The organism is Streptococcus sp. oral taxon 061, assembly GCF_964211575.1.
GTDB lineage: Bacteria > Bacillota > Bacilli > Lactobacillales > Streptococcaceae > Streptococcus.
In genome coordinates this window covers 23,166-46,722 of sequence record NZ_CAXOQQ010000005.1, presented here as the reverse complement: position 1 = coordinate 46,722, position 23,557 = coordinate 23,166, and the positions used below count along the sequence as shown (strand labels likewise).

The window sequence follows — 23,557 nt, the reverse complement described above, 5'->3', positions numbered from 1 at the left end:
TCTTATTTTGTTCCGAACAAGCGGTCTCCAGCATCTCCAAGACCTGGAACGATGTAACCATGTTCGTTCAAGCGTTCATCCAAAGCTGCTGTAAAGATTTCTACATCAGGGTGTGCTGCTTGAAGTGCCTTCACACCTTCTGGAGCTGATACAAGGCAGACAAACTTGATGTTTGAAGCTCCACGTTTTTTGAGGGAGTCAACAGCCAAAATCGCTGATCCACCTGTTGCAAGCATAGGATCAACTACAAAAATTTGACGTTGGTCAATATCTTCAGGTAATTTTACCAAGTATTCTACTGGTTGAAGGGTTTCTTCGTCACGGTACATACCAATGTGACCAACTTTTGCTGCTGGAACCAAACTCAATAGTCCATCAACCATACCAATACCTGCACGCAAGATTGGGACAATCGCCAATTTTTTACCAGCCAACTGTTTTTGAACTGTTTTTGTGATCGGTGTTTCGATTTCTACATCTTCAAGTGGAAGATCACGAAGCACTTCATATCCCATCAACATTGCAATCTCGTCTACTAGTTCACGAAAAGCTTTTGTAGAAGTGTCAGTGCGACGCAAGATTGATAATTTGTGTTGAATCAGTGGATGATTAATAACTTCAAGTTTTCCCATTTTCAGAATTCCTTCTTTCAATTTATTCTTCTTATTATATCAAAAAATGGTTTAAAAAGCTTTCTAAACCATTTATTTTTTTATAATTTCTAGATTAGGTGAGCCTCTTGGAGAGCTACCTGCACTGTTTCAAGTGGTAGGTGAGTTAATTCTGTTCCCTTTTCTTGATAAAGGTGTTGGGCATAGTCATCCATACGGTATTGGTTGATATAAACAACACGCTCACAACCTACCTGAAGCAGTTGTTTTGTACAGTTGAGGCATGGAAAATGAGTAACGTAAGCTGTAAAGCCTTTAGGAACTCCACGTTCGGCTCCTTGCAGTATAGCATTTACCTCTGCATGAAGAGTGCGGACACAGTGGCCTTCAATCACCAGACAGTCATGATCTATACAATGCTCTGTTCCTGATACAGAACCATTATAGCCTGTTGAAATCACCTTGTTATCCTTGACTAAAACAGCCCCTACCTTGGCACGTTTACAGGTTGAGCGATTGGCAATCAATAAGGCTTGAGCAGCAAAATACTCATCCCAAGCTAGTCTTTTTTCTGTCATAGCATTTCTCCTCATGTTTTATTTTTTGAAAAATGGCAGGCGTAAATCTGCGATTTTTTCAGCAGGAACCTTCATCCCATCCTTGATCCATTTAAGCAAGACCGATACGATGGCCGAACTCCAAAAAGAATGCAGGTAAGAACTGACACCTTTTGATTTTCCATAGTATTTTTCTAGAAATTCTTGCATGGCTTGCACAAAGATTTTTTCTAAGTGATAGTCCAAGGCAAGCTGAATAACCTTAGCCTCTTTCTTGGCTTCTCTAAAGAGGTGAACCCATACAAGATAAAGGTCTGTTTTAACATCGTAATGACTCAATTGCTCCATGATGTTATGGACGCTACGTTTAAAGACACTTTCTAAAATCTCTTCTTTTGAATCATAGTTTCGATAAAAAGCTGCACGAGAAACGCCAGCACGCTTGACTAACTCAGAAATGCTAATCTTAGCCAACTCCTTTTTCTCCAAGAGTTGCAAAAGAGCTGTTTCAATCGCTTCTCTGGTTAGCAAATTAGATTCTTGATTTGATTTTCTAAGGTTTTCAAGCGATTTTTCAGATATTTTACGTTCAGACATAACAATTTCTTTCTACTTGTGACAACAGAGAGGTACTACTTTTGTTTCAAGGGCTTTCATGATATAATTGTAAAAAAAGACAGAACCTTTGTCAATGTATAAGTGATAAAGATGGAGAATTTCTATGACTTGGAAGATTGTAGCTGACTCTGGTTGTGATTATCGCCAGCTGGAAAACCTTGCTTTTGATACTGAATTTGTCAGTGTTCCCTTAAAGATTCAGGTAGCAGATCAAGTCTTTGTTGATGATACCAATCTGGATATCGATAAGATGATGGAAACTATGTATGCGACTTCTGAAGCTTCAAAATCAGCCTGCCCTAGTCCTGATGATTACTTACGAGCATTCGAAGGTGCCAAACATATTTTTGTAGTGACTATCACTGGAACTCTCTCTGGTAGCCACAATAGTGCTCAATTAGCTAAGAATATCTATCTCGAAGAACACCCTGATACTCAGATTCATGTCATCGATAGCTTATCAGCTGGTGGGGAAGTTGACTTAATCGTCGAAAAGATCAATGATTTGATCAACCAAGGACTTTCTTTTGAAGAAGTCGTTGAAGTGATTACTACTTACCAAGAAAAAACGAAGTTGTTGTTCGTTCTTGCTAAGGTTGATAACCTGGTTAAAAACGGTCGCTTGAGTAAGCTTATTGGTACAGTTGTTGGGCTCCTCAATATCCGTATGGTTGGGGAAGCAAGTGAAACTGGAACCTTAGAATTGCTTCAAAAGGCTCGTGGTGCTAAAAAATCTCTTCAAGCTGCCTATGAAGAGTTAATCAAAGCTGGCTATGCTGGTGGACGTATCGTCATGGCTCACCGCAGCAATGAAAAATTCTGTCAACAGCTTTCAGAGCTCTTACGAGAAAAATACCCACAAGCTGACATTAAAATCATCCCAACTTCTGGACTCTGCAGTTTCTATGCGGAAGAAGGTGGGCTCCTCATGGGATACGAAATCAACTAATAAATCTGACAAGAGATGTCTAATCATCTCTTGTTTTTTTATGGTACAATACTCTTATGAAACATTTTGATACTATTGTCATCGGAGGTGGCCCTGCTGGTATGATGGCTACGATTTCCAGTAGCTTTTACGGGCAGAAAACCCTTCTCATTGAAAAAAATCGGAAACTCGGAAAGAAATTAGCTGGAACTGGTGGTGGTCGTTGTAATGTAACTAACAACGGAACTCTAGATGATCTACTAGCTGGAATACCTGGAAATGGACGTTTTCTATACAGTGTCTTCTCCCAGTTTGACAACCATGATATCATCAACTTTTTCACAGAAAATGGTGTTAAACTCAAGGTTGAAGACCACGGACGTGTCTTCCCAGCCAGCGATAAATCTCGTACCATAATCGAGGCTCTGGAGAAGAAAATTACGGAACTAGGCGGGCAAATTGCAACTCAAACAGAGATTGTTTCGGTTAAAAAGATAGACGACCAGTTTGTCCTTAAGTCCGCAGACCAGACCTTCACTTGTGATAAACTCATCGTCACAACAGGTGGTAAGTCTTATCCTTCGACTGGTTCGACTGGTTTTGGTCACGAGATTGCCCGTCATTTCAAACACACCATTACCGAACTTGAGGCTGCTGAAAGTCCCTTATTGACAGATTTTCCACACAAGACTTTGCAGGGAATTTCCCTAGATGATGTGACCCTCAGTTATGGCAAGCACGTCATTACTCATGATCTGCTCTTTACCCACTTTGGTTTATCTGGTCCCGCTGCTCTGCGTATGTCAAGCTTTGTCAAGGGTGGTGAGATACTTTCCTTAGAAACTTTGCCTCAGCTTTCTGAGAGAGAATTAGTTGACTTTTTAGAAGAAAACCGGGAAAAATCCTTGAAAAATGCCTTGAAGACTTTGTTGCCAGAACGCTTGGTAGAATTCTTGGTGCAAGGCTACCCAGAAAAGGTAAAACAACTAACAGAAAAAGAACGCGACCAACTTATCCAGTCTATCAAATCCCTCAAGATTCCTGTAACAGGGAAGATGTCTCTTGCCAAGTCCTTTGTGACTAAGGGAGGGGTCAGCCTCAAGGAAATCAATCCTAAAACGCTGGAAAGCAAACTGGTTCCTGGACTCCACTTTGCTGGCGAGGTACTAGATATCAATGCCCACACAGGTGGCTTTAACATCACTTCTGCCCTCTGTACTGGCTGGGTGGCGGGCTCAAACTTAATCTATAAATGATTTAGTATCTAAGGATGTTAGATAAGAAAGGAACTACTTTGGAACATATTATCTTACTAAGGGGAGTTACTCCTAATGGAAAAAATGCTATCCCTAAAATGTCTTATCTAGTAGATATCTTGATAGAGGCCGATTTTCAACACGTTCGAACTTATATTCAAAGTGGAAATATTATTCTTGAAAGCGACTTAGCCATAGAAGAAATACGAGAACAAGTCCATACTCTAATAAAAGAAAAAATTGGTGCTGATTTAAAAATGGTAATCAAGAACAAAAATGATTTTGCAAAAATTGTCCAAGAAAACCCATTTGGAAAACACTATCTTTTTGACCGAATACATGTGATCCTTTTTCAAAATGATATCCAAAGTCTACCATTAGAAAAATTGGATAGTGACTATGGTGAAGAAGAAATTTGTATCGGCAATCATTGTCTTTACCTCTATCTCCCTAGAACTGCAAAACGAAAAAAACTTAATACCAACTATCTTGAAAAGCTGTTCGGCGTTGATCTGACCATGCGAAAGTTAAACGTGGTAGAAAAATTACTAACAAAATAGGAAAAATAATATGAGCAGAAGAGAATCAGTCGAATTTGTCAACATGTGTATGATTAAAAACGGAGACAAGGTTCTTGTCCAAGACCGAGTTAGTCCTAACTGGCCTGGCATTACTTTTCCTGGTGGCCATGTTGAACGCGGCGAATCCTTTGTCGATGCTGTCATTCGCGAAGTGAAGGAAGAACTGGTCTGACCATTTCTAAGCCTCAACTCTGTGGTATCAAAGATTGGTATGATGACGAGGACTATCGTTATGTTGTCCTCTTTTACAAAACAGAACACTTTACTGGTGAGCTCCAATCTTCAGACGAAGGAAAAGTCTGGTGGGAGGATTTTGAAAATCTATCTTATCTCAAACTAGCTACTGAGGATATGTCTGACATGCTTCGTGTTTTTCTCGAAGAGGACCTCAGTGAATTCTTTTACTACAAGGATGGGGAGGACTGGTCTTACCAACTCAAATAACAGTAAATCGGCAGAGGTCACTCCGACGATTTTTATCTTGTCTAATCTTCAAGCTAGGTCTGTGTCCTCCAATTAAAAGTCTGTTACTACCTTAGGCTTTGAGTTTTATCGAGTTTTATCGAGTTTGTGTGCTTACATAGTGGGCAATCACATCTGATGTGTACTGAGCTGTTCCAATTCCAAATTTGTCAATGTTTTCCTTAAACTCTGGGTTATAGACGTAGCCTTTACCAATATGACCGAAGACTTCAACGGAGCAGTCAAATCCATAAGTACGAATGGCTTGCAAGAGTTTAGCAGCTTCTTCTTGATTTTCGTCTGCTGTTACAGGTAGACCAGCTTGAAGATTTTGTGACAAGGCTCGAAAGACTTGATTGAAGGCAGCCGTAGCCTCGTCTTCGTGACCTTTTTGGCGTTCGAGAGCTTGGTCCATGACTTCTTGACCATACTTATCTGCCGCCTCTTGGTGGTATTTTTTATGGTCTTGATAGCTAAATCCAGTGAATTTTTCCTCAATAGTCATTTTTATTTCTCCTTTTTGTTCTTGAATGGTTTTTTGCAAGGTGGAAATCAAGGTATCTAGATGTTGCCTTTCTTGGGTCAAATAGTCCAACTGCCTGGTCAAATGGGGCAATAAATCTGTCCTTTCTTCCTTCAATAGCTCTGCTATTTTTTCTAAAGAAAAACCTAGATACTTGTAATAGAGGATAATCTGTAGTCGTTCTAAATCCTCTTGACTATAGATTCGATAGCCATTTTCTGACTTTAATGGAACCAAAAGTCCAATCTTGTCATAATGGTAGAGGGTCTTGACGGAGACACCTGAAAGTTGCGCAGCTTCTTTAATATGGTACATGATTTCCTCCTCACATGAATAGTATATCCCCTTACCTTAGGGTAGAGTCAAGTATTTTATCATATTTTTTATGAAAACATGAAAATCGCTTTCTTGACAGACTTGAAAAATCATGATAGGATAATCAAGTCTATCAATCAAAGATAAAGCTCAAAAGAGCAATTGAGAGAGGGCTATTTGACAACTCAAGTAGCCTTTTCTTATTTTAAAAAAGGAGATCGGAGTTAAACTATGTCTGAAAAATCGCAATGGGGATCAAAACTGGGCTTCATCCTTGCATCTGCTGGTTCTGCTATTGGCCTTGGAGTAGTTTGGAAGTTCCCTTACATGACTGCTGCCAACGGTGGGGGAGGCTTTTTACTAGTCTTTCTAATCTCGACACTATTGATTGGTTTCCCTCTTCTACTGGCTGAGTTTGCCCTTGGTCGAAGCGCTGGCGTGTCGGCAATCAAAACCTTTGGCAAGCTTGGAAACAATCAAAAGTACAACTTTATTGGTTGGATTGGTGCCTTTGCTCTTTTTATCCTTCTCTCATTTTATAGTGTCATTGGGGGTTGGATTCTGGTATACCTTGGTATCGAGATTGGAAGATTATTCCACCTAATCGGAAATGGAGATTATGCCCAGCAATTCTCTTCAATCATTTCTAATCCAGTTATCGCTCTAGGAGCCCAAGCAGCCTTTATCTTCTTGAATATTTTCATCGTATCACACGGCGTTCAAAAAGGGATTGAAAGAGCATCTAAGGTTATGATGCCCCTACTTTTTATCATCTTTGTCATTATTATCGGGCGCTCTCTTAGCTTGCCAAATGCTATGGAAGGTGTCGTTTACTTCCTCAAACCTGACTTTTCAAAACTAACAAGTGCTGGACTTCTCTATGCACTAGGTCAATCTTTCTTTGCCCTATCCCTTGGAGTTACAGCCATGCTGACCTACGCTTCCTACCTCGACAAGAAGACCAAGCTGGTCCAATCAGGAATTTCCATCGTAGCCTTGAACATCTCTGTATCGATCATGGCTGGACTTGCGATTTTCCCTGCGATGTCAGCCTTTAATATCCAATCTGAAGGTGGACCAAGTCTCCTCTTTATTGTTTTGCCACAACTCTTTGACAATATGCCTTTTGGTACTATTTTCTATATTCTCTTTCTCTTGCTTTTCCTCTTTGCGACGATAACTTCCTCAGTCGTTATGCTTGAAATCAATGTTGGTAACATCACCAACCAAGACAATCGTAAGCGTGCTAAGTGGAGTATGATTTTAGGGGTATTGACTTTTGTCTTTGGTATCCCTTCGGCCCTATCCTATGGTCTTATGGCTGATGTCCATATCTTTGAAAAGACCTTCTTTGATGCCATGGATTTCTTGGTTTCCAACCTCCTCATGCCTTTCGGTGCTCTCTGCTTGTCTCTTTTTACAGGCTTTATCTTTAAAAAAGCACTCGCTATGGAGGAATTGCATCTTGATGAAACACCTTGGAAACAAGGACTTTTCCAAGTCTGGCTTTTCCTTCTTCGTTTCATCATTCCAATTATCATCATCGTGGTCTTTATCGCCCAATTTATGTAAATACAAAAAAGAGGTTGGGACAAAAGTCCTAGCCTCTCAATTGTCTTTGGATTGTCGAGCAAGACGCAGTGGTTGAGTGGGCTCTAATACTCTGATTTCATCAGCTTTTACAGCCCTACTCAACTGTGCGGAGGTGGGACGACGAAATCGAATTCTAACGAATTACCGATTTCTGTCCCACTCTCTTTCTTTTTATGGATGGCTGACAATCAATTCTAGACCTTGCCCTTCCAAGGTCCAAGCTTCAACATCACTTGGTAAGATAAAGTGGCTACCTTTTTGAATTGGATAATCTTTTCCGTCTACAGTCAGTTTCCCTTGACCAGCCAAGATACTCAACAAGCTGTAATCAGCCGTCTTCTCAAATTCAACTTTTCCTGTGATTTCCCACTTGTAAACAGCAAAGAAATCATTAGAAACAAGTATAGTTGAACGCAAATCATCTGCTTTGACAGTCACAGGACGACTATTTGCAGGCTCACCAATATTCAAAACGTCGATTGATTTTTCAAGATGAAGTTCACGCAAGTTGCCATTATCATCCTTGCGGTCAAAGTCATAGACACGGTAAGTTGTATCACTAGACTGTTGCGTTTCAAGAATCAAGATGCCTGCCCCAATAGCGTGCATGGTCCCACTTGGTACATAGAAGAAATCTCCAGCCTTAACAGGAACCTTTGTCAGCAAGGCATCCCAGTTTTTGTCTTCGATTTGCTGGCGGAGTTCTTCTTTAGACTTAGCATTGTGACCGTAAATAATCTCTGAACCTTCATCTGCAGCGATGATATACCAGCACTCTGTCTTTCCAAGTTCGCCTTCATGCTCTAGTCCATAAGCATCATCTGGGTGAACTTGAACACTGAGCCAGTCATTGGCATCTAGGATTTTAGTCAAGAGTGGAAATACTGGTTCTGGACGGTTGCCAAACAACTCACGGTGTTCCGCATACAAAGTAGCGAGGTCTGTTCCTTCAAAGCGACCATTGGCTACCTTAGACACACCATTTGGGTGAGCTGAGATCGCCCAATACTCACCAATCTTTTCATTTGGTATGTCGTAGCCAAACTCATCACGTAGTTTAGTCCCACCCCAGATTTTTTCTTGCATTACAGAATTTAAAAATAACGGTTCTGACATCTTGATCTCCTGTCTGATTTTTCTCCCTTCATTATAGCAAAAAAAGAGTTCCAGTTGAACTCTTTTTCATATCTTATAAAGTAGGGAGAAGATTTTATAAAAATAGTAACGATATGGATTTCATACTTTTAAGAAATCTACCAGAAACTATTAGTTCACAAAATTTGGAAGAATAAACACCATAAAGAAAGCTAGAGCAACCATCAGAAAAACGAGGAAATAAGCTAAACATTTAGTCAGCCATGCATAACGACCTGGTTTTAAAGGTCTTTCTACATAGGAATGTTTTGGTTTCTTAGGATCATAATAAACAGTTACCTTTCCTCCAATTGGAAATCGTTCCATTAAAGGTGATTTTGTTAAAGAGATGAAACTATTCCTATAAATCTTGTATCTTAAAACCTGAGGAATTTCCCCATCTTCAAAATTATCCATTTTGACATCAGATACGATTGAACCTAAGGGAGTACTGATTGTATTTGAAATCGCATATAGAAATTTCGGTCCCAAAACCTTGTATCGGTTCCCATCAACAGTGTACTCAACCACTGGGAGACTAATTCCGTTATAAAGAGCATAGGAATATCGGATAATAACTCCTTCCGTTCTTTCGGTGCATCTCTTGGCATTTCTGTAATTACTAAAGATAAAAATGTCGAACATGAAATAGGTGAAGGCAGCAAAGCCTAACGACATTAAGCCAAATAATAGAAAGAAAGTTGTTGGCATCTTTTTTCTCCTTAAAATATCATGATGCATCTATTTTAACAGAAAATACATAAAAAGAAAAAGACCGGATTGCTCCGATCTTTTTAAGTTCCACGAGAGGAATTATTTAATTGCGCGTGATTGCAATCCTTCTTCTTCCAAGAAGAGACGGAATGGTACGAGTTCTTCTGCTTCGTATTTTTCCTTGAAGGCTTTGATTGCTTCTTCTGAGTGTTGTTTTGGATCCAACTCAAGTACTTCTACTGGAAGTGGACGATGTGGAGTGATGTGAGCATCGATAACAACAGTTTTACCTTCTTTGTTCAATTTAACAGCTTCTGCAACGACTGCATCGATGTCTTCGATACGGTCAACTGTAAATCCAACAGCTCCTTGCGCTTCAGCGATTTTCGCATAGTCAGCATTAGGGAAGTCACAACCAAACAAGTGTTTGTTTGTGTCTTCGTATTTGTCCTTGATGAAGGCATATTTACCATTTGAGAAGACAACGTTGATAACTGGAAGGTCGTATTGAACGTTTGTGATAACGTCTGGGTAGCACATGTTGAATGCACCGTCACCCATGATGTTCCATACTTGGCGATCTGGATTGTCTTTCTTAGCAGCGATACCACCAGGAAGGGCAATACCCATTGTCGCAAAGAGTGGAGATGTACGCCACATGTTCTTAGGTGTCATGTGAAGGTGACGAGTAGATGTTTGAGTAGTGTCACCTACGTCGATTGAGTAGATAGCGTCTTGATTAGCATGTTTGTTGATTGCATTGTAAACTTGATACAATTGCAATTCACCCTCAGTTTTACCTTCGAGTTTGTTCATGTAATCACGCCAGTTTTGGTTGTTCTTCACGTTTGCACGCCACCATGGAGTAGACTCAACTGGGTTTACTTTATCAAGGATAGCTTTAGCTGCTTGACCTGCATCACCTAGAATAGAAGCGTCAAGGGCGTGGCGTTTACCAAGTTTGTAAGGGTCGATATCCACTTGGATGAATTTTTCAGTGTTTTTGAATGCTTGGTAAACTTCAGCAAATGGGAAGTTTGAACCAAGGAAAAGAACTGTGTCTGCTTCAAAGACCACTTCGTTGGCTGGTTTCCAACCAACACGGTAAGCAGAACCTGTCAAACCTTCGTAGTTCCATTCGAAAGCTTCGAAGTTTTTACCAGTTGTGATGATTGGTGCTTTGATTTTACGTGACAATTCAGTGATCACTTCACCAGCTTTCACACCACCGTAACCAGCGTAGATTACTGGGCGTTCAGCATTGTTCAAGATTTCAACTGCTTTGTCGATTTCAACTTCGTTCAAAGCAGGAGCGATGAATGAACGCTCGTATGAACCTGAACCGTAGTATGAGTTTTCGTCGATTTCTTGGAAACCAAAGTTTACTGGAATTTCAACGACAGCTGGACCTTTTTTAGAAACGGCAGCACGGCAAGCTTCGTCAATCACTTTTGGCAATTGCTCTGCGTAAGCTACACGTTTGTTGTAAACAGCGATACCGTTGTACATTGGGTTTTGGTTCAATTCTTGGAAGGCATCCATGTTCAATTCGTTAACTGGACGTGATCCAAGGATAGCAAGGAATGGAGTGTTATCCATAGCTGCATCGTAAACACCGTTAATCAAGTGAGTCGCACCAGGTCCACCTGAACCAACTGCAACACCGATAGATCCGCCAAATTTAGCCTGCATAACCGCTGCAAGAGCACCTGTTTCTTCGTGACGAACTTGCAAGAAACGGATATCTTTGTCTTCAGCCAAAGCGTCCATCAATGAGCTGAGTGTTCCTGATGGGATACCGTAGATAGTGTCTACGCCCCATGTTTTCAATACGTTGAGCATTGCTGCAGATGCAGTAATTTTCCCTTGAGTCATAATGATAACTCTCCTTCAAAATAATTTCATATATTTACAAAAAACGCTTTTATATGTTATTTGAAAACGATTCAGTAAATTTACAATCCTAATTTATCACATTTATTTTCAGATTCATAAGAATGTGCTCAGAAACTTTCATTCTCTATTACAGTACAGTTTGAAAGCGTTTTGAAAATCTGTTTTAGAATAGAAAAAAGCGGTTAAGACCGCCTTTTTAATCGACTTTAGTAAAATTAAGCATGAGAGAACTGATTAGGACAGAAACTGAACTAAAGGCCATGGCTAATCCTGCAAGTTCTGGATTGAGCACCAAACCAAGTCCTGAAAAGACTCCTGCTGCAATCGGAATGCCAATGAGGTTATAGATAGAAGCCCAGAAAAGATTGAGTAGAATACGATTAAAGGTCTTCTTACTCATGTCAAAGGCACGTGCCAATCCTAGTAAATTGTTGGTTGTAAGGACAAGATCTGCTGATTCAATGGCAATATCTGTCCCAGAGCCCATGGCAATTCCGACATCAGCTACACTGAGGGCTGGCGCATCATTGATTCCATCTCCAACAAAGGCCAGTTTGCCATTCTTTTGAAGCTTGTGAATCTCATGCGCCTTTTCCTCTGGCAAGACATTTGCGATCACTTCTTCGATCCCAATTTGCTCTGCAATCGCATGGGCTACTCCAGCATTATCTCCGGTAAGCATAACCGTTCTGAGGCCGCGTTTTTTCAATTTAGCAATTGCTTCTTTAGCATTTTCCTTAGGGACATCCTGCAAGGCAATTAAGCCTTTTAACTGACCATCTACGGATAGGAAAACAACTGTTTTTGCTTCTTTCTCAAGCAAATCAAATTGTTTTTGATAGTCACTTGGAATAGCAAGGTCAGCTAAAAGTTTGGCATTCCCCAGCAAGACTTGTTTACCATTAATAATCCCAGTCACACCTTTTCCATGCAAGGCTTGGAAGTTTTCCACTGGGTAAAGGCTAATTCCTAGTTCAGATGCACGATTGACAATAGCTTGAGCTAGCGGGTGTTGAGATACATCTTCCAGTGAAGCAGCCAAACTTAGCACTTCTCTTTCATCGCCGATAACATCTGTCACTACTGGTTTGCCTTCGGTCAAGGTTCCTGTCTTATCAAAAACAACCGTTTGGACTTTTTGGATTTCCTGTAGAACTGTACCATTTTTGAGAAGAATCCCCATCTTGGCACTTCGTCCTGTTCCAACCATGAGTGCTGTCGGTGTCGCGAGTCCTAGTGCACAAGGACAGGCAATTATCAAAACAGCAACTCCGTAGAGAAGTGACGTCACAAAGCTTTCTCCTAGGAAAACAAACCAGATCCAAAAAGTAAGAAGTCCTAAAATGACAACTGCTGGTACAAAAATCCCAGAAATCTTGTCTGTCAAATCTTGAATAGGAGCACGACTCGTTTGCGCTTTCTTCACAAAGTCTACAATCTGAGCCAGCATAGTCTCAGAACCAACTTTTTCAGCTCTAAAGATGATCGTACCACTATTATTGATGGTTGAACCAATGACAGCATCTCCAACTGATTTATCGACTGGAATACTTTCCCCAGTTACCATTGACTCATCAATACTCGTTTCACCTTCTAAGACAATACCATCAACGGCAATTTTTTCACCTGGTCGAACGCGAATGAGATCCCCAACTTTGACTTGTTCTAGAGGTATTTGAACATAAACATCATCACGCAAAACCTCTGCTGTTTTTGCTTGTAGGTCTAATAATTTTTCGACTGCCTGCGAAGTATTTTTTCGCATTTTTTCCTCAAAAACTGCTCCCAAAAGAATGAAGAAGAGGATAAATGCAGCACTTTCAAAGTAAACGGGCAGACCAGTGAAGAGGGCAACTAAGCTATAGAAATAGGCCACTAGGGTTCCCAGAGCAACCAAGGTATCCATGTTGGAATTGTGCTTTTTAAAACTAGCCCAGGCGCTTCTGATATATGGAACTCCAGCTACCAGCATAATGGGTGTTGTGGCTAAAAAGGTGCCCCAACGCATGACTTGGTGACTAACTCCTCCTGTAGACATCCCAATCATGAGAATCACAAGAGGCACAGTAAAGATACTAGTAATCCAAAAACGTTGTAAAAGACTGAGAGACTTTTTAGTTTTTTCAACAACGGTGTAGGACCCCTTTTGCATCTTCATGCCGCATGAAAATTCATGCTCACCCAAGTCTTGAGGCGTAAAGCGAATGACTTTTTCCTCATCTTGAGCGATTGGTTCTAGGATCCCTTCTTCTTCGAAGAGAATTTCCTTATAACAGTTTGAAGGTGTCACACGATGAAAGGTAATCTCAGCAGGAATCCCTTTTTGCAGTTGAATGTGGGCTGGATGATAGCCTTTTTCTGCTGTAATACGAATTTTTTGCACACCATTTTCAAGGCTTGCCTTTACAATTTCGGTCATAGTCTTCTCCTATTCTACAATCATCTTACCGTGCATCATATTCATGCCACAAGAGAAACCATACTCACCTGCTTCTTCAGGAGTGATTTCAACCACATATTGGTCTCCCATAGGCAGATCAGCATGCACTCCAAAGTCTGGAAAAACGATTTGGTCCAAGCAAGGTGAAGGATCTTTTCGATCAAAAATAATACGAGCTGGTTGCGATTTTTTGAGGATAATAGTTCCTGGAGTGTATCCCCCCATGACTTCCACTCGAATTTCTTGATAGCCATTCTTTTGTTGAGCTCTCTTAGCATCTTCTTGCGGTTTTTTGAGAAACCAAAAGAAGATAAAAGCAATCATTCCTAGAACAATAATAGATACAAATAGATTTAACATAGCGTCTCCTTTACATACAATTACATTTTACTTCTGTTACAGCACTTGCTTTTTTCTTAGAAATGACTTCTTCCAAGCCTTTCAAGTCAGCTAGGGTAAAGTCACATTCTTCAATCAAATCGGCAAGTAACTGCTTCATCCTGCGGGAACAAAGCTTGTCTTTGATATCCTGAACCAATAAACCTCTACTGTCGTCTAGAGTTAAAAGGGCTGAATAGATAAAGGACTTGCCCTGCTTTTCCCGAGTCAAACATTCTTTCTCCACCAAACGAGCCAAAAGAGTTTGAATGGTCGACTTGGACCAGTCGAACCGCTCCGCCAAAACCATGATCAAATCCGTACTGGTCTGCTCTCCTTGCATCCAAATAATCTTCATGACCTGCCATTCTGCATCTGAAATCTGCATAATCACACCTCCTAAATCTACATTTGTCGATTACAGTTATTAGTATATTCCAAAAATCTACATTTGTCAACTATAATTTTTATTATTTTTTCGAAAATAGAATTCTAATCCTGTAACGAGAGATTTGCAGTCAAATTTTACTATATAAACTATAAAAATATGCTATACTGAAGAAAAAAAGAAAACAACCACTAGGGGTGCGTGAAGCTGAGATTAACGACTGTTAGATCCCTTTGACTCAATCTAGGTAATGCTAGCTGATGGAAGTGGAAATGATAATGAGGACTAGCAGTCTTCTATTGCTTTCCTCAAACAGACTAGCTTGTTCTTAAGAATACAAACTTCAGTTGGTTGGGAGGTTTTAGATGACTTATTTACCCGTTGCTCTAACCATTGCAGGGACTGACCCTAGTGGCGGTGCTGGCATTATGGCTGATTTAAAATCATTCCAAGCTAGAGATGTCTATGGAATGGCCGTTGTGACCAGCCTTGTCGCTCAAAATACCAGAGGCGTTCAGCTAATAGAGCACGTCTCCAGCCAAATGCTGGAAGTTCAATTGGAGAGTGTCTTTTCGGATATCAAGCCTCAGGCTGTAAAAACTGGGATGTTGGCAACTACTGAGATTATGGAGATCATCCAACCCTATCTTAAAAAACTGGATTGTCCCTACGTCCTTGACCCTGTTATGGTCGCTACGAGCGGGGACACCCTGATTGATTCTAGTGCCAGAGACTACCTAAAAACTAATCTGCTTCCCCTTGCAACCATTATCACACCCAATCTTCCTGAGGCAGAAGAGATTGTTGGTTTTTCGATTCATGATCCAGAAGACATGCAGCGTGCTGGTCGCCTGATTATAAAAGAATTTGGTCCTCAGTCCGTTGTTATCAAAGGTGGCCATCTTGAAGGTGGTGCCAAGGATTTCCTCTTTACCAAGGGGGAGCAATTTGTCTGGGAAAGTCCAAGAATTCAAACCTGTCACACCCATGGTACTGGATGTACCTTTGCTGCTGTGATTACGGCTGAACTAGCCAAGGGCAGAAGTCTTTATCAGGCAGTTGATAAGGCCAAGGCCTTTATCACAAAAGCCATCCAAGACGCTCCTCAACTCGGACATGGTTCTGGCCCAGTCAACCATACAACTTTTAAAGATTAAGAAAAAACTCTCTAGTTCCCGCTATAAGGAATTAGAGAGTTTTTGATTAGGAAACAATGTCATTTAGCTTTGTTAAAAAGGCTTGCGTTTTTGCTTCAATATCTTCTGCCTGCATCAAATCACGTACGACAGCTACTCCAACTATACCCGTGCCGATAAGTTGGTCAATATTCTCTGACGTCAAGCCTCCGATAGCAACTACTGGAATGGCGACCGTTTGGCAAATTGTTTTCAAGGTTGAAATCAGAGTGATGGGTGCATTTTCTTTGGTCGTAGTCGGGAAAATGGCTCCTGTTCCCAAGTAATCCGCACCCGATGTTTCTGCTTCTAGAGCTCTTTTAACCGTTTTAGCAGTGACACCGAGGATTTTTTCAGGACCCAAGACTTTGCGGGCAACCGAAACTGGCAGTTCATCATCGCCAATATGCAAACCTGCAGCATCGACTGCTAGACAGATATCCAATCGATCATCGATAATTAAGGGGACTTGGTAAGCATCTGTTATTTCCTTGACTTGTTTTGCCAGTTGATAGTATTGATTGGTTGTGAGATTTTTTTCTCGTAGTTGGATGATGGTAACACCTAAACGGCAGGCCGTTTCGACTTTTTCAAGAAAGTTTTCCAAGGAATCTTGGTAGCGATTGGTTACTAGATACAGTCTAAGTGCTTCTCTATTCATAAAAGTCTCCTTTGATTGCTTTTAGCCAGTTTTCATCTCTTTTTAGGAGAGAGAGTTGATTGAGAACTTGGTAACGAAAATCTTCCAATCCCATTCCTTGAACAAGTATTCTCTCAGCAGCGATATTGAGATAAGAGACCGCTAGGCAAGAAGCTTCAAAGGCGGTCTTTCCTTGGCTGAGAAAAACGGTTGTCAAGGCTCCCACCAGGTCTCCTGTCCCTGTTATCCAGTCTAATTCGTCGCAGCCATTCCCCAATATAGCAACCTGGGTCTCCGAAACGATGAGATCCTTTGGGCCAGTGACTAGGAACGACATACCAGGATAGGTCTGACACCAGTCTTTCAAAACTTGAAGTAAATCCTTAGTTTCTTGATCTTTAGCACTAGCATCGACCCCGACTCCGTGGTGTTTTAAGCCAACAAGACTTCGGATTTCCGACATATTTCCTTTAAGGACTGTGGGATTGTATTCTAAAAGATTTCTGACTAGATCCTTACGAATGGGTGACGCTGATACACCAACCGCATCTACTACCATTGGGAGACAAGCTTGGTTTGCATAAGTAGCTGCCATACGGATTGCTTTCTCCTTCTCAGCTGACAAATGCCCCAAATTGATGAAGAGAGCCTGGCTTTGCTTAGTAAAATCAAGAACCTCACGAAGATCATCTGCCATGACTGGTTTGCATCCCAGAGCCAAAATGCCATTAGCCAGCATCTCACAAGAAATCTCATTGGTAATACAGTGAATCAAGGAACTAGTTGCCAGAGGGAAAGGATTTGTCAATTTCTGCATCATTCTATCCTTTCTCAAAAGAAATATCCCTGCACTTTTTTAAAGAATTCCAGCTTGATCAAAAATCGAAAGGCAAGAAAAGCTATGGCTGTACCGATCAAGGTCGCTCCGAAAAATCGCGGAGTATAGATAAACCAGCTGAGCTTGGCCGCAGATCCCGTAAAGAGAACCATGACAGGATAGGAAACAATGGAACCGATAATCCCTGTTCCCAATATTTCTCCTAGGGCAGAATAATGAAATTTTCGACCGTACTTATAAAAGAGACCTGCAAGGAGGGCTCCAAAAGTAGCTCCTGTGAGGGCCAAGGGCGGAATGCCTTGAGTAGACATACGGATAAAGGCTGTGACTGTAGCCATGACCAAGGCATAAACAGGCCCCATCAAGATTCCTGCAAGAATGTTGACCACACTAGACATCGGTGCCATCCCTTCAATTCGAAAGATGGGTGTAAGAACAACATCAAGGGCAATCATCATGGATAAAACGGTTAATTTGTGAACTTGAAGTTGGTGGTTTCTCATTTTCTATTTCTTCTCTTTTTCTAAGGACTGTAAATCACTCGTCCATGTTTGGTGTTGGTAAGCCATCTCCCAAAACTTGGCTTCCATGTGGACACTTCTGTGGAAGGCCTCTAGCATTTTTTGTTTGTCCGTCTCGTCGCTTTCTCGATAGAGCTGATTGATCAGCGCTTCTTCCTCTTTAACCTGCTGTTCTAATTCATCGGTGATATAGGTTTCAATCCACTGTTGATAAAGAGGATTCGGGGATGGTTTGCGATTAAGTGCCTTGCCCAAATCATGGTATAACCAAGGACATGGGAGTAAACTAGCAAAAGCAATGCCCAAGTTTGGCTCTGCAAACTGTCGATAAATATGCGAAATGTAGTGATAACAGGTTGGAGCAATCGGTTGCTCGTCCATTTCCTGGTCGCTGATTCCTAATTCCTTGAAAAATTGTTGACGGATAAACAACTCACCATCCACTAGACTCTGAGCATTTTGCTTCAAGAGTCTTTTCATCTCTTGGTTTGAAGTCTTATCAGCCAAGAGGTGATAGGCTTCCGAAAAAGACTTCAGATAGTAGGCATCCTGAATCAGGTAATAGCGGAAAATAGAAGGTTCTAACGTTCCCTCTTGTAACTGTAATACAAATGGGTGATGAAAGGAAGCCTGCCAAGCTTCCTTAGATAATTCCATCGCAATTTCTGTAAATTCCATAATAACTCCTTTATAGAAATAGACTGGTTTGAAGCAATAAAAAGAAAAGCAGGTAGATTAATTTTGTTTTTTTAGGAATATAAAAAGTCCGATAGCTATTCTCCACCTGCGCATGTTCGTCATATCCGTGCGCCGACAGGGCTCTCAGGTAAAGATGGCGCCATCTAAAAACTGTCATCAGAACCTTGCTGTAAATCAAGGGCGACCAAACATACAGTTTTTGACCACGCAGTAAGCAAGCTTCCTTGAGAGACTTGATTTCCTGCTGAATGAGGGGAAAGGCATTGAATACTACAATTAAGGCATAGGCCCAAGAACGCGACAGGCCCTTTTGAACCAAGTACAAGAGAAGCTCTTTTAAGGAAATAGAGGAAACAAAGACAAGGCCGATACAAACTGTAACGAAAGCCCTCGTTCCGAGCATGACTGCCTGCGAAGCATCACCATGTAACTGAACTGCCCAATAGTTGGCAAAAGATGGCAAAATTGCTAGCACAATCATCCAAGCCAACATTTTAAATCGACGGTGGTAGAGCATGAAGAGGATGCAAAATGCGGTTACAGAAAGATTAAGAGCAATCGAAGGAATGAAAGATGTTTCCAAGGATAAAATTAGCAAGAAGAGACTGATAACTGGTGTCTTGGTTGCTACTTTGACCATACTACCTCACCTCCCCTAGAGTATCATTGTTTAGAGATGGGAGAGGTTTGGTAATTGTCACTTCTTTCACATGACTGAAACCTTGACTAGTCATCTCAATCCAATAATCAACCACAGAGATTAAGGGATCTAAACGATGGCTAATAATCAAAAAACTTCTTCCCTGATTTCTATCCTCCAACATCCACTGACAAAAATAATGGCAAGCTCTATCATCCAAACCAGCAAATGGCTCATCTAGCAAAATCACAGACGCCTTGCTGGTCAAGATAGTCAATAGCTGAAGAATCTTTTGCTGGCCACCACTTAATTGATAGGGACTCTTATCAAGTGCCTGCTCCAAACTAAAATATCGTAAAGCTTGGAGAATCCGCTGATTTCTTTCCGAGTCTGGACTATCTAATTGCAGTTCCTCTCTCAGACTGACTCGGATAAATTGCTTCTCAGCTTCCTGAACAACACCCGTCAGATCACGATACAAACTCTTTTTCTTTTTGAGAATCGATCTCTTCCAAGTAATGCACCCCTTATACTTTTGAAATTGAAGAATAGACCGAAATAGGGTTGATTTCCCGACACCATTATCACCCAAGATACAGGAAATTCCTTGGTAGATAGTGAAATCCGCAATCGAAAAGAGAGGGCGATGATCTAGCTCACAAGTCACACGATTCATATGGAATAGTTCTGGACTAGAAGCAAATTCCTTTGAAGCAACCCGTGTCATTTCAGAGCAAGGGATTTGAAACACCTCCCTTAACTGGCCGTCTCTTAGCTCCACCATATGGTCGATATAGGCTTCATAGTCTGTTAAATCATGGTCACACAGAATGACTGTCTTCCCATTAGAGACCAACTCTTTTAGAATCTCCAATATCTCGATTCTGCTCTTGCGGTCAATGGAAGCGAAGGGTTCATCCAAGAGATAGACCCTAGGATTCATAGCAAAAAGGACAGCCAGTGCAGCCTTTTGCTTTTCCCCACCTGATAGATGATGAATGGGACGGTGCAAGATTGGCTCGCAACGACATTGCCGAACCACCTCTGCTATTTTAAAATCAATCTCTTGAACAGGATGGCCGATATTCTCCAAGGTAAAAATCAGTTCCTCAAACAAGTTCTCCATGGTAAATTGATGATTGGGATTTTGAAAGAGAATGCCAACCGTCTGGACACGTTCGACGATAGAAAGCTGACTGACCTCACTCCCATCTATCAGAACTTGACCACTATAGGGAAGAGAACTGACTTGAGCAATGACTTGAAAGAGACTGGATTTTCCTGAACCACTGCTCCCAACTAACAAGGTAAAGGCTTGCGCATGAAAAGTAAAATCAATCGGTTCCGAAAAGATTGGGGATTGAATCCCTCTTAATTCCAGGCCCATCTATGCCTTTCCTCCAGCTGCAAACTGATGATAGAGTTTAACAATGGCACGAACCAAGATGGTACAGAAGAAAAAGACGGAAATAAAACGCACCACCAGCAAGGAAAGGACAAAAGGAAGGGAGAATGCATAGTAGCCTAATTTAAAGTATTCATAGACAAAGCTAAAAAGGGTAATCCCAATACTATTAGCAATTAGAGAGAGCCAACTATCATAGCGATTCTTGGTCACAAGAAAGCCAAATTCACTTCCCAAACCTTGAACCAAGCCAGACAAAAGAGCGCCTAGACCGAATTGGCTACCATAAAGGACTTCAGCAAGCGCAGCGAGCACTTCTCCAATCGTTGCACTTCCGACTCTTGGAACAAAGATAGCTGCAATGGGCGCAGCCATACACCAGAGACCAAAGAGGATTTCATTGGCAAAGGCCTGCAAACCAAGAGGGGCCAAGATCAGGGTGAGGATATCAAACAGATAGCCCGAACCCACAAAAACGCCACCAAAAAAGATAGACAAGAAAGCAAGCAAGATAACATCTTTTAACTGCCATTTTTTTAACATAAAAAACTCCTTTTTTAAAGAAAAGTGGGGCATTCAAGGAGAGCTACCAAAAGGCTTGACGGCAAGCCCATCCTCTTCTGATAAACAAAAAAACTCCAATTACAAACGAGAATTAGAGTTTACCTTACCAGATTAGACAGTTCTTTTCGACATACGAAAAAAACTTTTCACATTTCCCTTCGCCAGTATTAACTGTATCAGGTTCAATGGGTATCATCTCAGCCTAAAGCACCCCAAATGTCTTTATTATTTTATTACTGGACCAGTATAACAGAATTTGAAAGCCCTAGCAAGATATTTGACTGGAAAATATATTTATATAGTTTGTTTGTTAATTCTTTCAATCTACATAAAAGTATTGAATCTGTCCTATAATTCATAACCAATATCAAAAAAGGCTAATTCTAAAGCAACTGCTTGATTCCAGCGTTGCTGAAGTTCTGTAAAATCTTCTCTACCTTTCCCGACACGATTGAGTTCGTCAACCAGAAATTGAACCCACTCTGTAAAGAAAGGACCTCTATGGAGATTAATCCATTCCGAATGAATATAGGCTTCAGGTAGAGCCAAATCTTTAGAACCCCAGTCTAAATAGAGACCTTCTGCAATAACCAGCATGACCAAAAGATGAGCATAGTCTGATGAAGCCACAGCAGAATACATTAGCTCCTGAAACGCTTTTGTTACAGGGTGCAAGGTCACTTCTAGATAGTCATTCTCTACTACTTTTAACTCTTTGAAAGCCTTTTGGAAATAACCATCTTCATCTGCTTCAAGAAAGCCTAGTTGCTTGGCAAAACGAAGTTTGGATTCAAGCTGGTCTGCGTGAGCTACACAGGCACCCAGCATGGATAAGAAGGCATCAAAGAAATGATAATCTTGAATCAGGTAGTCTTTTAAGACCTTATTCTCAATTATCCCCGCAAAAAGTTCGTTAACAAAGCGATGATTGATTGCAGCCTGCCAATCCTCCTGACTGCTTTTTAATAATTCTCCAACGGTCAAACCTGGCTGAAATGCATAGTCTTGTGTTTCCATATTTATTTTTCCTTTCTTTACTCCTTAGTAATCAATAAAACACCAAGAGATACCAAGCAAAATCGTAATTCCACTTGATACTTTTAAAGAACGTCGAGGGCACTTGCAGAGAGCTACCTAAACAAGCCTATCCAGTTTGTATAAACAAAAAAACTCCAATTACAATTAAGAATCAGAGTTTACCTTACAAGATTAGACAGTTCTTTTCGACATACGAAAAAAACCTTTTCACATTTCCCTTCGCCAGTCTTAACTGTATCAGGTTCAATGGGTATCATCTCAGCCTAAAGCACCCCAAATGTCTTTATTACTGGATCAGTATAACAGAAATTGAAAGCCCTAGCAAGATATTTGACTGGAAAATATATTTATATAGTTTCTTATCATCCTTTGTTATGACATGTCAATCTTCCTCAAGATGAGAAAAACCTCCACATCAAATGGAGACTTCCTACTTTATCAATACAACTTCAAATCACGTGAATCAACTGGGAAGGATGGATTGTATGGATTGTGACGCAGTTTGAAGCGTTTAACATCTTCAATAGTCTGAGTTCCAGATAACTGCATGACTGTCTTCAATTCCGCATTCAAGTGTTCAAAGACTTGACGTACACCCACACTACCACCAAGAGCTAAGCCATAAATGACAGGTCGTCCAATGGCTACTAAGTCTGCTCCTGAAGCCAAGGCTTTAAAGACATGCTGACCCCGACGAACACCAGAGTCAAAGACAATTGGCACACGTTTGTCAACTGCTTCTGCTACTTCTTGAAGTGAGTCAAAGGCAGCTGGTCCACCGTCGATTTGACGGCCACCGTGGTTGGTTACCCAGATACCAGAAGCTCCAGCAGCGAGTGAGCGTTCAACATCCTCACGGCATTGTGGTCCCTTGACATAAACAGGAAGTCCTGAGTATGTAGCGATAAATTCTACATCACGTGGAGACAAGCGTTGTTTGGCTGACTTGTAAACAAAGTCCATTGATTTACCAGCACCTTCTGGCAGGTATTCTTCAACAATTGGCATACCAACGGGGAAGACAAAACCATTGCGCTTGTCGACCTCACGATTGCCCCCTACAGTAGCATCTGCTGTCAAGACAATTGCTTTGTAGCCCTCAGCCTTCACACGGTCCATGATGTGGCGGTTGATACCGTCATCCTTACTAAAGTAAAATTGGAACCAGTGAGGTGTCCCTTGAAGGGCTTCTGTAATTTTTGGAAGATCTACAGTAGAGTAAGAACTAGTTGTATAGAGAGAACCAAACTCATGCACACCACGTGCAGTAGCTACTTCCCCCTGTTCATTTGCTAATTTATGAGCCGCAACAGGCGCCATAATGATTGGCGAAGACAATTTTTCACCTGCAAATTCAATCTCTGTACTTGGATTTTCCACATCACAAAGCGTATGTGGAACGATGAGTTTGTGGTTAAAGGCACGGATGTTCTCGCGTAAAGTGAAAGTATCCTCTGCTCCACTAGCGATATAACCAAAGGCAGCTTTAGGAATAACTTGTTGAGCCATTGGCTCCAAATCATAAGTGTTAATAAAATCTACAGGTCCTTCTGCATTGCTTGTTTTAAATGACATAAAATTTCCTCCTATTTAAGTAAGCGTTTTCTTTTTTCTTTACACATACATCTTACCTCTTTTTCAGA

At 41.0% G+C, this 23,557-nt stretch carries 24 protein-coding genes, 1 pseudogene and 3 riboswitches; of the genes and pseudogenes, 6 read left to right on the top strand and 19 right to left on the bottom strand.

What is annotated here, in order from left to right:
• Window positions 1-2 precede the first annotated feature (2 nt).
• From upp to AB8E63_RS05060, 3 genes are all read right to left on the bottom strand, one after another.
• A complete protein-coding gene (gene upp, locus AB8E63_RS05070; protein ID WP_004252365.1) occupies window positions 3-632 on the bottom strand; it encodes a uracil phosphoribosyltransferase in 630 nt (209 codons plus the stop codon).
• 89 nt (window positions 633-721) lie between these two features.
• Window positions 722-1,189 (bottom strand): cytidine/deoxycytidylate deaminase family protein, encoded by a 468-nt coding sequence (locus AB8E63_RS05065; protein ID WP_368910270.1) that lies wholly within the window; start codon window positions 1,187-1,189, stop codon window positions 722-724.
• Between the two features lie 18 nt (window positions 1,190-1,207).
• Entirely contained in the window at window positions 1,208-1,765 is a 558-nt protein-coding gene (locus AB8E63_RS05060) for a TetR/AcrR family transcriptional regulator (RefSeq protein WP_004252362.1), read from the bottom strand.
• Window positions 1,766-1,889: 124 nt separating this feature from the next.
• Here AB8E63_RS05060 and AB8E63_RS05055 point away from each other — a divergent pair, with 124 nt between their 5' ends.
• The 4 genes and pseudogenes from AB8E63_RS05055 (at window position 1,890) to AB8E63_RS05040 (ending at window position 4,995) form a co-directional block, all read left to right on the top strand.
• Complete coding sequence (locus tag AB8E63_RS05055) at window positions 1,890-2,735, top strand: DegV family protein (protein ID WP_368910269.1); 846 nt, start codon at window positions 1,890-1,892, stop codon at window positions 2,733-2,735.
• Between the two features lie 56 nt (window positions 2,736-2,791).
• On the top strand, window positions 2,792-3,970 hold the full coding sequence (locus AB8E63_RS05050) for an NAD(P)/FAD-dependent oxidoreductase (RefSeq protein WP_368910268.1): 1,179 nt from the start codon (window positions 2,792-2,794) through the stop codon (window positions 3,968-3,970).
• 38 nt (window positions 3,971-4,008) lie between these two features.
• A complete protein-coding gene (locus AB8E63_RS05045; protein WP_368910332.1) occupies window positions 4,009-4,530 on the top strand; it encodes a DUF1697 domain-containing protein in 522 nt (173 codons plus the stop codon).
• A 10-nt stretch (window positions 4,531-4,540) separates the two neighbouring features.
• Window positions 4,541-4,995 (top strand): annotated as a pseudogene (locus AB8E63_RS05040) (8-oxo-dGTP diphosphatase).
• 115 nt (window positions 4,996-5,110) lie between these two features.
• On the opposite strand, the gene AB8E63_RS05035 reads toward AB8E63_RS05040, so the two are convergent.
• Window positions 5,111-5,851: a MerR family transcriptional regulator gene (locus AB8E63_RS05035; RefSeq protein ID WP_368910267.1), complete on the bottom strand. Its 741-nt coding sequence runs from the start codon at window positions 5,849-5,851 to the stop codon at window positions 5,111-5,113.
• Between the two features lie 231 nt (window positions 5,852-6,082).
• Between AB8E63_RS05035 and AB8E63_RS05030 the strand changes: the two genes are divergently transcribed.
• Complete coding sequence (locus tag AB8E63_RS05030; protein WP_368910266.1) at window positions 6,083-7,423, top strand: sodium-dependent transporter; 1,341 nt, start codon at window positions 6,083-6,085, stop codon at window positions 7,421-7,423.
• A gap of 192 nt (window positions 7,424-7,615) precedes the next feature.
• Here the strand turns inward: AB8E63_RS05030 and manA are convergent, their stop codons facing one another.
• From manA to AB8E63_RS05000, 6 genes are all read right to left on the bottom strand, one after another.
• On the bottom strand, window positions 7,616-8,560 hold the full coding sequence (gene manA / locus AB8E63_RS05025) for a mannose-6-phosphate isomerase, class I (protein ID WP_368910265.1): 945 nt from the start codon (window positions 8,558-8,560) through the stop codon (window positions 7,616-7,618).
• 150 nt (window positions 8,561-8,710) lie between these two features.
• On the bottom strand, window positions 8,711-9,289 hold the full coding sequence (locus tag AB8E63_RS05020; protein WP_368910264.1) for a DUF3592 domain-containing protein: 579 nt from the start codon (window positions 9,287-9,289) through the stop codon (window positions 8,711-8,713).
• 102 nt (window positions 9,290-9,391) lie between these two features.
• Window positions 9,392-11,167, bottom strand: a complete 1,776-nt coding sequence (gene spxB, locus AB8E63_RS05015) for a pyruvate oxidase (protein WP_368910263.1) — start codon at window positions 11,165-11,167, stop codon at window positions 9,392-9,394.
• A 217-nt stretch (window positions 11,168-11,384) separates the two neighbouring features.
• Window positions 11,385-13,607 carry a heavy metal translocating P-type ATPase gene (locus AB8E63_RS05010; protein WP_368910262.1) on the bottom strand — a complete coding sequence of 741 codons (2,223 nt, stop codon included), beginning with the start codon at window positions 13,605-13,607 and terminating at the stop codon, window positions 11,385-11,387.
• Between the two features lie 9 nt (window positions 13,608-13,616).
• Entirely contained in the window at window positions 13,617-13,988 is a 372-nt protein-coding gene (locus tag AB8E63_RS05005; RefSeq protein ID WP_368910261.1) for a cupredoxin domain-containing protein, read from the bottom strand.
• A gap of 10 nt (window positions 13,989-13,998) precedes the next feature.
• Complete coding sequence (locus tag AB8E63_RS05000; protein WP_368910260.1) at window positions 13,999-14,394, bottom strand: CopY/TcrY family copper transport repressor; 396 nt, start codon at window positions 14,392-14,394, stop codon at window positions 13,999-14,001.
• A 183-nt stretch (window positions 14,395-14,577) separates the two neighbouring features.
• Window positions 14,578-14,676, top strand: a riboswitch (TPP riboswitch).
• An 83-nt stretch (window positions 14,677-14,759) separates the two neighbouring features.
• On the opposite strand from AB8E63_RS05000, the gene thiD reads away from it, so the two are divergent.
• Complete coding sequence (gene thiD / locus AB8E63_RS04995; RefSeq protein WP_223333319.1) at window positions 14,760-15,551, top strand: bifunctional hydroxymethylpyrimidine kinase/phosphomethylpyrimidine kinase; 792 nt, start codon at window positions 14,760-14,762, stop codon at window positions 15,549-15,551.
• A gap of 46 nt (window positions 15,552-15,597) precedes the next feature.
• On the opposite strand, the gene thiE is transcribed toward thiD, so the two are convergent.
• From thiE to lctO, 9 genes are all read right to left on the bottom strand, one after another.
• Window positions 15,598-16,230 (bottom strand): thiamine phosphate synthase, encoded by a 633-nt coding sequence (gene thiE, locus AB8E63_RS04990; RefSeq protein ID WP_223333321.1) that lies wholly within the window; start codon window positions 16,228-16,230, stop codon window positions 15,598-15,600.
• Window positions 16,223-17,026, bottom strand: a complete 804-nt coding sequence (locus AB8E63_RS04985; protein ID WP_223333323.1) for a hydroxyethylthiazole kinase — start codon at window positions 17,024-17,026, stop codon at window positions 16,223-16,225. The genes thiE and AB8E63_RS04985 overlap by 8 nt, the downstream gene beginning before the upstream one ends.
• A 14-nt stretch (window positions 17,027-17,040) precedes the next feature.
• Complete coding sequence (thiW, locus tag AB8E63_RS04980) at window positions 17,041-17,550, bottom strand: energy coupling factor transporter S component ThiW (protein WP_223333325.1); 510 nt, start codon at window positions 17,548-17,550, stop codon at window positions 17,041-17,043.
• Window positions 17,551-17,553: 3 nt separating this feature from the next.
• Window positions 17,554-18,246 carry a thiaminase II gene (gene tenA / locus AB8E63_RS04975; RefSeq protein ID WP_368910259.1) on the bottom strand — a complete coding sequence of 231 codons (693 nt, stop codon included), beginning with the start codon at window positions 18,244-18,246 and terminating at the stop codon, window positions 17,554-17,556.
• Between the two features lie 10 nt (window positions 18,247-18,256).
• Complete coding sequence (locus AB8E63_RS04970) at window positions 18,257-18,907, bottom strand: energy-coupling factor transporter transmembrane component T (RefSeq protein ID WP_368910258.1); 651 nt, start codon at window positions 18,905-18,907, stop codon at window positions 18,257-18,259.
• Between the two features lies 1 nt (window position 18,908).
• On the bottom strand, window positions 18,909-20,294 hold the full coding sequence (locus AB8E63_RS04965) for an ATP-binding cassette domain-containing protein (protein WP_368910257.1): 1,386 nt from the start codon (window positions 20,292-20,294) through the stop codon (window positions 18,909-18,911).
• Window positions 20,295-20,855 carry an ECF transporter S component gene (locus tag AB8E63_RS04960; protein ID WP_368910256.1) on the bottom strand — a complete coding sequence of 187 codons (561 nt, stop codon included), beginning with the start codon at window positions 20,853-20,855 and terminating at the stop codon, window positions 20,295-20,297. It abuts the gene before it with no gap.
• 157 nt (window positions 20,856-21,012) lie between these two features.
• Window positions 21,013-21,101, bottom strand: a riboswitch (TPP riboswitch).
• A gap of 123 nt (window positions 21,102-21,224) precedes the next feature.
• Complete coding sequence (locus AB8E63_RS04955; protein ID WP_368910255.1) at window positions 21,225-21,893, bottom strand: TenA family protein; 669 nt, start codon at window positions 21,891-21,893, stop codon at window positions 21,225-21,227.
• Between the two features lie 218 nt (window positions 21,894-22,111).
• Window positions 22,112-22,200: riboswitch (TPP riboswitch) on the bottom strand.
• A gap of 152 nt (window positions 22,201-22,352) precedes the next feature.
• Window positions 22,353-23,489, bottom strand: a complete 1,137-nt coding sequence (gene lctO, locus AB8E63_RS04950; RefSeq protein ID WP_368910254.1) for an L-lactate oxidase — start codon at window positions 23,487-23,489, stop codon at window positions 22,353-22,355.
• Between the last annotated feature and the right edge of the window lie 68 nt (window positions 23,490-23,557).

Excerpts from the sequence above, each read along its gene's own strand:
- upp (WP_004252365.1), bottom strand. The coding sequence starts at position 632 with ATGGGAAAACTTGAAGTTATTAATCATCCACTGATTCAACACAAATTA.
- AB8E63_RS05065 (WP_368910270.1), bottom strand. The coding sequence starts at position 1,189 with ATGACAGAAAAAAGACTAGCTTGGGATGAGTATTTTGCTGCTCAAGCC.
- AB8E63_RS05060 (WP_004252362.1), bottom strand. The coding sequence starts at position 1,765 with ATGTCTGAACGTAAAATATCTGAAAAATCGCTTGAAAACCTTAGAAAA.
- AB8E63_RS05055 (WP_368910269.1), top strand. The coding sequence starts at position 1,890 with ATGACTTGGAAGATTGTAGCTGACTCTGGTTGTGATTATCGCCAGCTG.
- AB8E63_RS05050 (WP_368910268.1), top strand. The coding sequence starts at position 2,792 with ATGAAACATTTTGATACTATTGTCATCGGAGGTGGCCCTGCTGGTATG.
- AB8E63_RS05035 (WP_368910267.1), bottom strand. The coding sequence starts at position 5,851 with ATGTACCATATTAAAGAAGCTGCGCAACTTTCAGGTGTCTCCGTCAAG.
- AB8E63_RS05030 (WP_368910266.1), top strand. The coding sequence starts at position 6,083 with ATGTCTGAAAAATCGCAATGGGGATCAAAACTGGGCTTCATCCTTGCA.
- manA (WP_368910265.1), bottom strand. The coding sequence starts at position 8,560 with ATGTCAGAACCGTTATTTTTAAATTCTGTAATGCAAGAAAAAATCTGG.
- AB8E63_RS05020 (WP_368910264.1), bottom strand. The coding sequence starts at position 9,289 with ATGCCAACAACTTTCTTTCTATTATTTGGCTTAATGTCGTTAGGCTTT.
- spxB (WP_368910263.1), bottom strand. The coding sequence starts at position 11,167 with ATGACTCAAGGGAAAATTACTGCATCTGCAGCAATGCTCAACGTATTG.
- AB8E63_RS05010 (WP_368910262.1), bottom strand. The coding sequence starts at position 13,607 with ATGACCGAAATTGTAAAGGCAAGCCTTGAAAATGGTGTGCAAAAAATT.
- AB8E63_RS05005 (WP_368910261.1), bottom strand. The coding sequence starts at position 13,988 with ATGTTAAATCTATTTGTATCTATTATTGTTCTAGGAATGATTGCTTTT.
- AB8E63_RS05000 (WP_368910260.1), bottom strand. The coding sequence starts at position 14,394 with ATGCAGATTTCAGATGCAGAATGGCAGGTCATGAAGATTATTTGGATG.
- thiD (WP_223333319.1), top strand. The coding sequence starts at position 14,760 with ATGACTTATTTACCCGTTGCTCTAACCATTGCAGGGACTGACCCTAGT.
- thiE (WP_223333321.1), bottom strand. The coding sequence starts at position 16,230 with ATGAATAGAGAAGCACTTAGACTGTATCTAGTAACCAATCGCTACCAA.
- AB8E63_RS04985 (WP_223333323.1), bottom strand. The coding sequence starts at position 17,026 with ATGCAGAAATTGACAAATCCTTTCCCTCTGGCAACTAGTTCCTTGATT.
- thiW (WP_223333325.1), bottom strand. The coding sequence starts at position 17,550 with ATGAGAAACCACCAACTTCAAGTTCACAAATTAACCGTTTTATCCATG.
- tenA (WP_368910259.1), bottom strand. The coding sequence starts at position 18,246 with ATGGAATTTACAGAAATTGCGATGGAATTATCTAAGGAAGCTTGGCAG.
- AB8E63_RS04970 (WP_368910258.1), bottom strand. The coding sequence starts at position 18,907 with ATGGTCAAAGTAGCAACCAAGACACCAGTTATCAGTCTCTTCTTGCTA.
- AB8E63_RS04965 (WP_368910257.1), bottom strand. The coding sequence starts at position 20,294 with ATGGGCCTGGAATTAAGAGGGATTCAATCCCCAATCTTTTCGGAACCG.
- AB8E63_RS04960 (WP_368910256.1), bottom strand. The coding sequence starts at position 20,855 with ATGTTAAAAAAATGGCAGTTAAAAGATGTTATCTTGCTTGCTTTCTTG.
- AB8E63_RS04955 (WP_368910255.1), bottom strand. The coding sequence starts at position 21,893 with ATGGAAACACAAGACTATGCATTTCAGCCAGGTTTGACCGTTGGAGAA.
- lctO (WP_368910254.1), bottom strand. The coding sequence starts at position 23,489 with ATGTCATTTAAAACAAGCAATGCAGAAGGACCTGTAGATTTTATTAAC.